The 12,116-nt window shown below is 68.5% G+C and carries 11 protein-coding genes; 4 read left to right on the forward strand and 7 right to left on the reverse strand.

Annotated features, from left to right (window positions below; translation table 11 throughout):
- Nucleotides 1-207: 207 nt before the first annotated feature.
- The 5 genes from MHN80_RS21160 to MHN80_RS21180 form a co-directional block, all read right to left on the reverse strand.
- On the reverse strand, nucleotides 208-2,370 hold the full coding sequence (locus MHN80_RS21160; RefSeq protein WP_239403513.1) for a hypothetical protein: 2,163 nt from the start codon (nucleotides 2,368-2,370) through the stop codon (nucleotides 208-210).
- A complete protein-coding gene (locus MHN80_RS21165; protein ID WP_239403514.1) occupies nucleotides 2,367-3,701 on the reverse strand; it encodes a glycosyltransferase family 2 protein in 1,335 nt (444 codons plus the stop codon). Before MHN80_RS21165 ends, MHN80_RS21160 begins: the two co-directional genes overlap by 4 nt.
- Nucleotides 3,698-4,477, reverse strand: a complete 780-nt coding sequence (locus tag MHN80_RS21170; RefSeq protein ID WP_239403569.1) for a glycoside hydrolase family 16 protein — start codon at nucleotides 4,475-4,477, stop codon at nucleotides 3,698-3,700. Before MHN80_RS21170 ends, MHN80_RS21165 begins: the two co-directional genes overlap by 4 nt.
- A 23-nt stretch (nucleotides 4,478-4,500) precedes the next feature.
- Complete coding sequence (locus MHN80_RS21175) at nucleotides 4,501-5,496, reverse strand: glycosyltransferase family 2 protein (protein ID WP_239403515.1); 996 nt, start codon at nucleotides 5,494-5,496, stop codon at nucleotides 4,501-4,503.
- Nucleotides 5,497-5,559: 63 nt separating this feature from the next.
- A complete protein-coding gene (locus MHN80_RS21180; RefSeq protein ID WP_239403516.1) occupies nucleotides 5,560-6,861 on the reverse strand; it encodes a hypothetical protein in 1,302 nt (433 codons plus the stop codon).
- Between the two features lie 232 nt (nucleotides 6,862-7,093).
- On the opposite strand from MHN80_RS21180, the gene pstS reads away from it, so the two are divergent.
- From pstS to pstB, 4 genes are all read left to right on the forward strand, one after another.
- Entirely contained in the window at nucleotides 7,094-8,170 is a 1,077-nt protein-coding gene (pstS, locus tag MHN80_RS21185; protein ID WP_239403520.1) for a phosphate ABC transporter substrate-binding protein PstS, read from the forward strand.
- Nucleotides 8,171-8,311: 141 nt separating this feature from the next.
- Nucleotides 8,312-9,340, forward strand: coding sequence for a phosphate ABC transporter permease subunit PstC (pstC, locus tag MHN80_RS21190; RefSeq protein ID WP_004022010.1), 1,029 nt, complete (start codon nucleotides 8,312-8,314; stop codon nucleotides 9,338-9,340).
- A gap of 2 nt (nucleotides 9,341-9,342) precedes the next feature.
- Nucleotides 9,343-10,242 (forward strand): phosphate ABC transporter permease PstA, encoded by a 900-nt coding sequence (gene pstA, locus MHN80_RS21195; protein ID WP_004022009.1) that lies wholly within the window; start codon nucleotides 9,343-9,345, stop codon nucleotides 10,240-10,242.
- A gap of 46 nt (nucleotides 10,243-10,288) precedes the next feature.
- A complete protein-coding gene (gene pstB / locus MHN80_RS21200) occupies nucleotides 10,289-11,065 on the forward strand; it encodes a phosphate ABC transporter ATP-binding protein PstB (protein WP_004022008.1) in 777 nt (258 codons plus the stop codon).
- A 60-nt stretch (nucleotides 11,066-11,125) separates the two neighbouring features.
- Here pstB and MHN80_RS21205 read toward each other — a convergent pair whose 3' ends face one another.
- Both MHN80_RS21205 and phoU read right to left on the reverse strand, forming a co-directional pair.
- Nucleotides 11,126-11,275 (reverse strand): hypothetical protein, encoded by a 150-nt coding sequence (locus tag MHN80_RS21205; RefSeq protein ID WP_239403522.1) that lies wholly within the window; start codon nucleotides 11,273-11,275, stop codon nucleotides 11,126-11,128.
- 167 nt (nucleotides 11,276-11,442) lie between these two features.
- Nucleotides 11,443-12,105: a phosphate signaling complex protein PhoU gene (phoU, locus tag MHN80_RS21210; RefSeq protein ID WP_004022006.1), complete on the reverse strand. Its 663-nt coding sequence runs from the start codon at nucleotides 12,103-12,105 to the stop codon at nucleotides 11,443-11,445.
- Between the last annotated feature and the right edge of the window lie 11 nt (nucleotides 12,106-12,116).

Below are 12,116 nucleotides of genomic sequence, written 5' to 3' on the forward strand. Positions count from 1 at the left end.
CGAACGCCGGTGACCGTGAGGTCGCCGGCGTTCGGCGTTCGGGAGCAGTGATCCTCGCGAGCCCTTCGTGGCTCGTCGCTATCGCTCCTCGCACCTCAGGGGGCGGAGGGGGTCGATCGCTTGTGCTCCTTGCACCTCAGGGGGCGGAGGGGGTCGATCGCTTGTGCTCCTTGCACCTCAGGTGGCGGAGGGGGCGCTCTTCTCGGCTCAGGGGGCGGAGGGGTCGCGCTGGGGTTCGAAGACGAAGATCGCGGTCTCGCCGTCCTCGTGGACCATGCGCCACCCCGGCGCAACCCGAAGAGCGGCTTCGAGTTCGGCCGCCGCGTCGGGCCGGTACGTCCCGTAGTAGGCGGAGATCCGGCGCGACTGCTCGGTGAAGGTGACGTAGGTCGGCATGTCGGACTGGTCGACCTTCCAGAAGAGGTCGCCGAGCTGTTCGGGACTGGGGAACGTCATCCGGTCGCCCGCGAGGTCGAAACTGAGCGGGTAGTCGAAGTAGGGGTTCGCCAACGTCATCGGCGCGTAGTTGCCGTTCGTCCGGGTGGGCATGCCCGCCGGATGCAGTGAGATGAACCGGGTTCCGGGTTCGGCGTTCTCCGTGATGGTGTCGATCGCCTCGTACTGTGCGCGGGTCTCGACGATCAGCGGCCACAGCGCCACATAGGAATACATGCCGGCGAGGGTCGCCGCGCAGACGAGTACGGCGGCGCCGGCGGCCCGCAACCGGGCCCCGGCACCCCGCGAGAAGCCGGTGAGCAACCAGACCAGGGTGGGTGCGATCAGCAGCGCACAACCGAGGAGCCCATAGAGATAGACGCGGAAGATCGCCTCGCCGCCATAGCTCTGGCCCAGCAACAGGGCGAGAGCGGAGAACGCGAGCACAGCGAGGGTGAGCCAATGTGCGCGCCTGCGGCGCAGGCCGATCAGCGCGCAGACGCCGGCCGACACCACGACCCCCGCCGACAATCCACGGCACACCATCGAGGTGGTCTCCTTGGCGGGCACGCCGGCCATGGTGAAGTTGCTGGCCGCGTTGTCGATCGGGTTGCCGCCCGACAAGATGCCGTACGGGGCAACCGCTTCCAGATTGGCCAGCAGATAGGCACCGGCGATGGCGACCATGATGGCCACCGCCCACCACGGTCGCACCCGGCGCAGGATGACCAGCAGGATGCCCGCCCCGAGTACCCAGAACGGTGTCAGCTGATGACTCGGCACGATCGCCGCGAATGGGATGATCGCCAGGACTGCGGCGCGCGGGGTGCGTCGCGACGCCAGCAGGAGGGCGATCGCGCCATAGGCCAGCACGAGCGCCCATGCCTGGGGTGCGAAGTAGTCCTGACCGACCCAGTTGACCGTTTCGACGAGGAAAGCTGCTGTCAGCGCGACGATGCGACTCATCGACAGGGTGCGCGCCGTGGCGTAGACGATGACCGCGAGGAGTACGTGGACGACCGTCGCGAAGAGATGCGCCAGCACCATCGGATCCAGTCCCGTCACGTCGCAGAACCAGGCCCCGACCACGAAGAACGCGGGCCACTGGGCGTAGATGTCGGTACCGCTCGGGGTGAGGGTGCCGGTGTCCTGGATGTAGTCGACGACCGCGAGGTGTTTGTATGTCCAGTCGTAGAGCGGCATCTCGGTGCCGAGCCAGGTGGTCACGCGGCTGACGACGATCGAGGTCCCGATGGTGACCACGAGCCCGGCGGAGCTCCGGGTGGCGATCGCGACGACGGCAGCGGCCGCGGTCAGCAGGGTCGCCGGGATGAGCAGGCGTCCGCTGCCGGAGAACAGCAGACCGTAGTAGCTCGCGTCGACGCCCGGGAGCGTCGGCACGGCGATCGCCCACAACGTCAGCGCCGCAACGCAGAACGCAACGGACACACGGAACCCGGTCGACCGGAGGCCGGGACTGCGGAACGCGGTGGCCCCGCGGCCGGTGAGTCGGGTCCGTAGCTCCCGGAGGTCGGGGGTCGGCGCGTGCGTCCGTCGACGAAACGCGATGCCCGACGCCAGCACCGCCGCGCTGCCGACCACCAGGAGGACTGTCGGCTGCCACCACGACGCCCAGATGGCGGCGATGGTGACCAGGGTGGTGAGCGCCAGGCCGAGCGTCGGTACGGCGGCGAGTCGGGTGCGCCGCGGGAGTTCCACCCAGGTGCACACGGCGGCACCGGGTCCACAGATCACGAAGAAGCCCACCGACAATGCGCTGAGCACCGACGGCAGCGGCAGCGCACCGACGAGTCCGGCGATCGCGGCGACGACGCTCAGGGTCGCCACAAACCCCGAGCGGCCGGCCGTCGCCGTGGTGCTCACAGTGCCGGCGTCGGAGAGACGCGACGGTGCGGCCTCCGCGGCGGCAGTCACGCTGATCCCTTCGCCAGCGGCTCGGCGCGACGGCCACGAAGGCGCTCGCGAACCAGCGCGACGGGTCCGCCGACGACCGACAGCACCTCGCGCCGGCCTGCCCGGGCCGCGACACCGTCGGCGATGGCCGCCGGTGGTCTGGTGATCGCACCATAGGCGACACCGGCTTTCGCGACGGCGCGCGACCGACGCCGGAGCACGCGCAGGGCGAGTGCGAGATGGCGTCGGTCGGTGGCGACCTTGGTCAGCCACGCACCGAGTCCGACGCCGTAACCCCGCGACTGCTCCAGCAAGGCGTCGTCGGTGCTGCGATGCCGGTGCCAGATGATCGAATCCGGCTCGTTGGCCAGCGCGTGGCCCGCCGTCAGGATTCGGAAGAACATGTCGATGTCCTCGCCACCCCGTGTCCGGGTCCCGGCCCCGAGCGCCTCGTCGAACCCGCCCAGCGACAGCGCGATGTCCCGGCGGATCGCGAAATTGGCACCCGTGCCGTAGACCCCGATCTGGAAGGGGAACAGCGGCAGATCCGATGGTGGCTCGGCGAGTGAGAAGACCCGAGCCCGCATCGAATCCGCCCACGACACCCGCCAGTCGAAGTAGACCTGCGACCGAGTCCGCAGTTCTCCGCTCGGCACCATGCCGCACACGCATGCGATCTCCGGCGACCGGGCGAAACCCTGGGCCAGCCCCAGCAACCACCCGGTGTCGGCGACGACGTCGTCGTCGGTGAAGGCCACCAGGTCGTGAGCGGTGGCCAGCAGGCCGGCGTTGCGTGCGTTGGACAGTCCCGCGACCGGCTCGGTCACGATCCGGAACCGCGGGTCGTCGAGGGACTCGACGACCTGTCGAGTGCCGTCGGTGCGGGGCGCGTTGTCGACGACGACCACCTCGTAGTCGGGGTAGTCCAGTCGTTGCAGTGACTGCAGCGCATCGGCCAGCATGCCGGGGCGCTCGTGCGTGCAGACGACGACGCTGATCGGCGGTAGTGAGGCGCGCGAAGGTGGCTCGGGCAGTGCGTACGGTGCGACCGGGACCCGCACGAGGCCGTCGTCGATCGGCGCGTCGACGAACCGGATGGGTACGGAGCCGTGTCGGAGGAGAACCCGTGCGCGCCGATAACCCGTGGCGTCCGATGGGACGCAGGTGACCGACCCGTCGGGCGCCGATCCGGGAGTCCGGTCGCCGTCGGCGATCTCGGTGACATCGAGTGTCCCGACCCAGGTGGCACCCGCCCATTCGGGGGCGCCCTCGAGCGGCATCGCGGGATTCAGCGGAACCGGGGCCGGATCGGTGGTGTCCTCCGCCGCGTCGTGGACGTAGTCGGTTGTCACGGTGCGGTCACCCGTACCCAGTCGACGAGCATGGTGTTCTCCGCGGGTGTCGTGTCGTCGGTCGGTCCGGGCCAATTGCCCCCGACGGCGAGATTGAGCAGTAGGTGGAAGGGCTGGTCGAGGACCCAGCGTGCGTCCGGCGCGAGATCCCCGGGTTCGACGACGAACAGCCGCTGGTCGTCGATCCCGCTCTCGATCCGGCCCGGGAGCTTGTTCAGCCAGTAGGTGCGGAAGGTCGAGGCCAGCGGCCCGGCGGGGACGCCCGATCTCGAGATGTTCTGTCCCCGTTCCGAGGACGTCTGCGGTACGTGGACCCCGGTGTGGAATTCCGGTGCCTGATTGAGCGTCTCGATGATGTCGATCTCACCGGCCGCGGGCCACCCGACCTCGTCGATGTCGTCGCCGAGCATCCAGAACGCGGGGTGCAGACCGGTGCCGGCGGGTACGGCGATGCGGGCACTGATCCGGCCGTAGGTGACCGAGAGCCGATCCTTCGTCGACAATCTCGCCGAGGTGTAGCCGTCCGGTCCCCGGCGCGCGGTGATGGCCAGGTGTCCCTCGCCGTCGATCCGGGCGTTGGCGGACGAGTCGGTGTAGACCTGCGACTCGTCGTTGCCCCAGCCACCGCCGCCGGTCATCATCTGCCAGGGGCTGCCCGGTGCGCGCGCGGGGCCGTCGAACTCGTCGACGAAGATCACCTCGGGTCCGGTGTCGGGCTCGGCCAGGACGGTCGGTACCGAACACGCGGACACCGCCGTCGCCACCGCCGCACCCATCGACGCGAGCAGCCTGCCGGGCCTCATCGGGACACACCTCGCCCGCGGCCGGCAAGCCCGAAAGCGTATCCGGCGCAGGTGAGCACGAAACCGGCGACGAGCGCGCCGACCCGACTCGGGGTCCGACGATGTCGCCAGACCCCCGCGGGCAGCACCCTGGTGCTGTACCTCCGCTCGCTCGCCAGGGCCTCGCCGCTGCCGGCCAGTTCCGACAGGATCGCCTTCGAGCGCCCCTCCTGGTAGCACCGACGGGCGAAGTAGCCGAACCGGGCACGGTCGTCGGTCACCGTATGTGTGACTCCGAAAGCCGTGTCGCGCAGGATCTTCGACGACGGGTCCCGGCGCCGCAGGTCGATGCCCATGAGGGTTTCCTCGCACCCGGCGGGCAACGTGCCCTGTCGACCGAGTCGCGTCGAGAAACCACCGATCTCGGTCAAGGCGACCCGGCGGACGGCCATGGCCGCGCCGATCGGGTTGCGGATCGGCGCGCCGTCACGCGGAAGTCCTCGGTAATCGCAGCCGACCACCCACCCGAACTCCTCGGGGAACCATCGGGGCGCGGGGGAGTCCCACAGTGCCACAACGGCTCCGCCCACTGCCACGACGTCGGGGTCCGAGCATCGGGTTCGGACGGCCGCCAGTGCGCCCGTGGCCGGACACGCGTCGTCGTCGATGAAGACGACGACGTCTCCGCCCGCAGCGGCCGCGCCGGAGTTGCGTGCATCGGACAGCCCGCGGGCTCCGGTGTTGGCGCACACGATCGCGTCGGGATGGGCGACTGCCAGGTCCGCGCGCAGGGATTCGTTGTGATCGATGACGACGAGGAGTTCGTCGTCGGGACCGAGTTGCGCTCGTACTTCGTCGATCGCGGTGTCGAGCGATCGACGCCGACGCTCGGTGTAACAGCAGATGATGACCGACAGCGTCGGTTCGGTGCGCGCCGCGGCGTCGAGAACGGGGATGCCCGGTGCGGGGGTCATCGGGTCGGCCGCTGGTTCGGCAGGGTGGGAGGACAGCACGTTTCGGCCTTCGATAGCTCGGATCAGGTGGACTTCACGGGTGGGACGGGGGACCGGTGGACGTCAGGGCACCCCGACGATCCGCGCGGCGTGCCCGGCGACGGCTTCCATCGCCGCGCGAATGCGTGCCGGGTCGAAGACGTCGTCGCGGAAGGCAGCGGTCATGGAGATCCCGCCCCCCACGAAACCGGTCGTCACCGTGATCCCGGCTGCCGACGGCGGTGTGGCCACGGCGATGACCGCGGCGCGGGCGGGGTCGGACCACTGCCAGCCGCGCTCGCGGCCGGGGAGGTGGCCGACGCTCGAATGCAGCAGTTCGGCACGGACCTCACCCTCGGCCGGGACGTGGATGTGTTGACCCGGCGACGCCGACCGGTGGCTGTGGCGACGCAGCGTCTTGATCGTGGCGACGGCCAGGTTGGCCGTCGGACGTCCCATCCGGGCCGATGCGGTCATCGCGCGTTGCAGCGCGGGGGCCGATGTCGTGTGATCGACCGGAAAGCTCAGTCCGGCAGAGAAGTTGGCGTAGGTGCGCACCCGGGCGGGTAGGGAGGTGCGGACGTCGAAGGGCAGTGTGACCATCGGGTCCAGCCGGACGCCGGCCTCGGTCAGTGCCTCGACCAGGGCGACCGTACAGACGGCGAAGAGTCCCGTTTGCGGCATCGACGACGTCCGCGCGGCGCGGATCGCATTCACGTCGGGGGCCGCGATGTGGACATTCGCCGACACCGGCCGCCGTGGTGGGACCGGACGGTTCGTGAACGCCGACTCGGCGGGTTCGCGGTGCGACCGGAAGCGCAGGAGCGCGGCGACCCGGCGCGGGTCGGCCACGGTGAGTGCGGAGGCGACCAGCAGGGGTGAGACCGCCGGCCCCCGCCGAGGCAGTGTCGACGGGTCGACCGCGCCCACGATGACGTCGACGATCAGGTTGAGCAGGGTGAGGTCGCCGAGTCCGTGGTCGTAGTCCAGCGCGAGGTGGTCGCCCGCCAGCACGATCCGTATCGGCCTGTGCGGCAACGCGTACAGCGCCTCGAACAGGCGGGCCGGGTCCGTCCCCGGCGCGGGGGGCGGTGCGTCGGCGACCGAGTCGGCCGCTGCATCGGGATCGAACACCCAGTCCCGTCGATGGGGCGAGGGCAGGAGTCCGACGCGGGTGTGCGGGCCCAACCGCGCCAGGCGCACGATCCGCTCGGCTGCCACGGCGCGGGACGGAAGGTCGAGTGGGCCGATCACCAATGCCGCTCGGTTGTGCCCGTGCAGCAGGTCGATCGCCGCGCAGCGGAAACGCGGAAGCGTGCCGGGTCGGGGTGCCGCGGGGTCGACGTGCCGGGGGGTCGAAGGCGGGGTGGGTGAGGGTGTGGCCATGAGTACGATCCGCAGAACTATAGCAAGGCTTGCCTAAGTCTCGATTGTCGGGTTACGCAGATCACGTACGATCGCCTCCGGGCAGGTAGCACCCCGTCTGCCTTGGCCAGTTCACCCGCAGTTCATCTTTTGTAGGGGATCAGTCCACCGCGCCCCCATAGCTTTCCAATCGGACACTCCGGACCCGACGCCAGTCGGCGCGGAGAACGCGAACGGAAAGGCAACACCAGCGGTGAAAATCAATCGGAACGGCGCCCTTGCGTCGGTGTCGGCGATTGCGGCACTGACCCTCGTGACGGCGTGCGGTGGGGGAAGCGAACAGACGGTCAGCGGCGAGGGCTCGACCGCGCAGCAGAAGGCCATGGAGCACTTCAGCCAGGTCCTGACCGACAACACCGACATCGTGCTCGACTACACCGGCAGCGGCTCGGGCGATGGCATCAAGAAGTTCATCGCGGGCGACGTCGACTTCGCCGGCTCGGACTCGGCCCTCAAGGACGACGAGGTCACCGACGCCACCGCGCGCTGCAACGGCAACGCCCCGTGGCACCTGCCGCTGGTCGTCGGCCCGGTCGCGGTCGCCTACAACCTCGACGGCGTCGAGGACCTCAAGCTCAACCCGAGCGTCATCGCACAGATCTTCAACGGCAAGATCACCAGCTGGAACGACCCGGCCATCGCGGCGCTGAACCCGGGCGTGCAGCTGCCCGCGACCGACATCGTCCCGGTCTACCGTTCGGACAGCTCGGGCACCACCGACAACTTCCAGCGCTTCCTGGAGAACTCGGCTCCCGCCGACTGGCCGTACGAGCACAGCAAGGAATTCGCTCCCAAGGGCGTCGGTTCCGGTGCTTCGAAGTCGACCGGCGTCGGCGACACCGTCAAGAAGACCCCCGGCTCGATCACCTACGTCGAGTGGGGCTTCGCGACCGAGAACGACCTCGGCGTCGCCCAGGTCGACTTCGGTGCCGGCCCGGTCGCCCTGAACGCCGAGAGCGCGGGCAACGCGCTCGAGTCGCTGGCCTTCAAGGATCCGGCAAGCAAGGACCTCGTCGTCGACACCGACGCCCTGTTCGCCTCCAAGGCCCCGGGCGCCTACCCGCTGCTGCTCACCCCGTACTCGATCGTCTGCTCGGCAGGCTACGAGGACGAGGCCACCAGCCAGACGCTGAAGGACGCCTTCACCGCGGTCCTGAACGACGGCCAGGCCGGCCTCGAGGAGATCGGCTACGTGCCGGTCCCCGACGCCTTCAAGGCCAAGCTGCAGGGAACCATCGACTCGCTGTCCGGTGGGCCCGGGAACGCCTGATCAACCCCATCTGATCGCGTGCGCGGGGCCGCTTCGGTTGCGGCCCCGCGCACGTGGTTGACACACTGACACGACATTTCGCGTGTCCACGAGACGGCGGGAAGTGCCCCAATGACCAGAGCCGAATCACAAGAAGGACGCATGACCTCGCTGAGCAAAGAGGGTGGCGCGATCCCGCCGGACACCGGCGAACGCCAGACCCCCGGGTCATCGCCCGACCAACCCGAATCCTCGCTCCACGCAGCCGCACATCATCGCGTGGCCGACCGGGTGTTCCGCACCCTCGCCGTCGGCTCGGGCTTCGTGGTCTCCATCGTCATCGCGCTTATCGCGCTCTTCCTCCTCGCGCAGGCGATCCCGTCGCTGGCCAAGAACGAGGAGAACTTCTTCACCTACACGGGTCAGTGGATCACCAGCGGAGATCAGCTCGCCTTCGGCATCCCGCAGCTGTTCTACGCCACGGTCGTGGTCTCGGTGATCGCGCTGCTGATCGCCATGCCCGTCGCGCTCGGCATCTCCATCTTCCTGACCGAGTACGCACCGAAGCGGTTCGTCGGCCCGATCACCTACACGGTCGACCTCCTCGCCGCGGTGCCCTCGATCGTCTACGGCCTCTGGGGCATCCTCGTCCTCGGTCCCGCTCTGGTCCCGGTCAACGAGTGGCTGGTCGGGAACCTCGGCTTCCTGCCGTTCTTCCAGCAGCCCACCCAGGTCGCCAACATGAGCACCGGCGGAACGCTGCTGACCGCGGGGATCGTGCTCGCGGTCATGATCCTGCCGATCATCACCGCGGTGACCCGCGAGGTCTTCATGCAAACCCCGAAGGGCCACCGGGAGGCCGCGCTGGCACTGGGCGCCACCAAGTTCGAGGTCGTGAAGGTCGCGGTGCTGCCCTTCGGGTTCTCCGGATACATCTCCGGATCGATGCTCGGCCTGGGCCGCGCACTCGGTGAGACGATGGCCCTGCTGCTCATCATCTCGACCGTCGGACCCATGAACTTCAACCTCATGGAGAGCGGCGAGACCTTCGCGACGAAGATCGCCAACAACGCCGCCGAGTTCGACTCCCCGGCCAAGACCGGCGCCTACATCTCCGCCGGCCTCACCCTGTTCGTCCTGACCTTCATCGTCAACGCCGCCGCCCGCGCGGTCGTCGCCGGAAAGAAGTGACCATGTCTGTGACCACGACAACTTCCGCGGCCGACCCGGTCAAGAAGCCCTCCGGCTTCACCCCGATGTCCGGGCGCAGGCGTTTCACCGACGGGGCCGTGCGCGCCGCCGTGATCGCCGCCCTTCTGCTGGCGCTGGTTCCCCTGCTCTGGCTGGTGTTCACCCTGGTGTCGCGCGGTATCGAGACGATCGTCGACATCGACTGGTGGACTCAGGCCGAGCGGCGCGGCGGGGCGGCAAACGCGATCGTCGGCACCCTGATGCAGACCGCGCTCGCCGCGGTCATCTCCATCCCGCTGGGCATCTTCGTCGCCATCTACCTGGTGGAGTACGCGACCAAGAAGTCGCTGCTGGCGCGGGTCACCACCTTCATGGTCGACATCCTCTCCGGTGTTCCGTCGATCGTCGCCGCTCTCTTCGTCTATGCGGTGTGGCGGACCACGCTCGGACTTCCCCGGTCGGGCTTCGTGGTGGCCATCGCGCTGGTGCTGCTGATGGTTCCGCTCGTGGTGCGCGCCACGGAGGAGATGTTGAAGATCGTGCCGCAGGACCTTCGGGAGGCGTCGTACGCGCTGGGCATCCCGAAGTGGAAGACCATCGTGAAGATCGTTCTCCCGACGGCGCTGTCGGGCATCGTCACCGGCGTCATGCTGGCCATCGCCCGCGTGATGGGCGAATCGGCACCGGTGCTGATCCTCGTCGGTGCCACCCGGGCGATGAACTGGAATCCCTTCGACGGCAACCAGCAGTCACTGCCACTGATGATGGTGCAGCAGTACAACAACGGACCGGGCGCGTTCGACCAGGTGTGGGGCGCGGCACTGACACTGGTGATCCTCGTCGCCATCGTCTACTTCGGTGCCAAGGCGGTGTCGAAACTCTTCGCCCCCAAGACCTCCTGACCTCCTCACCCTTCTCGGGTCATCTTTTCCAGAACGGACCACTGCCATGGCCAAGCGCCTCGACATCAAAGACCTGAACATCTACTACGGCGATTTCCACGCGGTCAAGGACGTCACCCTCGAGGTCCCGCCGCGTTGCATCACCGCCTTCATCGGCCCGTCGGGCTGTGGCAAGTCGACGGTGCTGCGAACCCTCAACCGCATGCACGAGGTGACCCCGGGTGCCTACGCCAAGGGGAGCGTGCTCCTCGACGGCGAGGACATCTACGGCAAGACCGTCGACCCGGTCAGCGTGCGTGCGACCATCGGCATGGTGTTCCAGCGGCCGAACCCGTTCCCGACCATGTCGATCCGCGACAACGTCGTCGCCGGTCTGCGCCTGCAGGGCGTGCGGAACCGTTCCCAGCTCGACGACGTCGCCGAGAAGAGCCTGCGCGGCGCGAACCTCTGGGAAGAGGTCAAGGACCGCCTGGACAAGCCGGGCGGCGGACTGTCGGGTGGGCAGCAGCAGCGTCTGTGCATCGCCCGCGCGATCGCGGTCTCGCCCGACGTCCTGCTCATGGACGAGCCGTGTTCGGCGCTCGACCCGATCTCCACGCTGGCCATCGAGGATCTGATGGGTGAACTCAAGAAGGAGTACACCATCGTCATCGTGACCCACAACATGCAGCAGGCGGCTCGCGTCAGCGATCAGACCGCGTTCTTCAACCTCGAGGCAGTCGGCCAGCCCGGCCAGCTGGTCGAGATCAACGACACCGAGACGATGTTCTCCAACCCGACGAAGAAGGAGACCGAGGACTACATCTCGGGCCGCTTCGGCTAGAACCCGACGCGAGACCGACAAAGCCCGCTCACCCATCCGGGGAGCGGGCTTCGTCGTGCGTCACATGTTGATTAGCAGGATCGCCAGCAGGGCGACCAGCGATGCTGTCACACCCAGATACGCGAGTATCTTGCGGCGGTGGGCGGCAGCCTCGGCGTCCTCGTCGGTCACCGCATTGAAATCGGGCTCGGTCGGATAGTGCTGGGCCATGACCGCCACCCTAACGACGACCTCGGCGCGTGTGAAATCTCGCCGGCCTCACTTCGGGCACAGTTCTTCACGAACGTGAAAAGAGGCCGAGTTCAGTGTCGGAAACTGAATTCTCGGCCTCTTTCGGTGTGGTCCTCTGCTCGACGATCCGCGTCGAGCGAGGGAAATCACCCCACGCTCTGGAACTGCTCCGGGGTCTTGCCGGTCGCGGTGAACACGACGCGACGGCCGATCAGGACTGCGTGGTCGGCGAATCGCTCGTAGTAGCGGCCGAGCAGCGTGACGTCGACAGCGGCCGCGACGCCGTGCTTCCACTCGCGGTCCATGAGGACGGTGAAGAGATGGCGGTGGAGGTCGTCCATCGCGTCGTCGTCCTCCTGGAGGCGGAGCGCGGCCTGCGGGTCGCTGGTGACCAGGACCTCGTGCGCGTTCTTCGCCAGCGTCACCGCCAGGCGACCCATCTCGGCGAAGTAACCGTTGACCTCTTCGGGCAGCGCCTTCGCCGGGTGGCGACGACGGGCGACCTTCGCGACGTGCAGCGCCAGGGCGCCCATCCGGTCGGCGTCGGCGACGATCTGGAATCCGCTGACGACCCCGCGCAGATCGCCGGCGACCGGCGCCTGCAACGCGAGTAGCGCGAAGGACTGTTCCTCGGCGCGGGCCGTCAGCTGGCTCATCCGGTCGGTGTCCCCGATGACCTCTTCGGCGATGGCGAGATCGGCCTGCAGCAGTGCCTGCGTGGCGCGCGCCATCGCGGTGCCGGCGAGCTCGCACATCTCACCCAATACCGAGGTCAAGGCCTCGAGTTGCTCTTGGTAGGCGGTACGCATGTTGCCAGGAT

Source organism: Gordonia sp. McavH-238-E (assembly GCF_022348225.1).
Taxonomy (GTDB): Bacteria; Actinomycetota; Actinomycetes; order Mycobacteriales; family Mycobacteriaceae; genus Gordonia; species Gordonia terrae.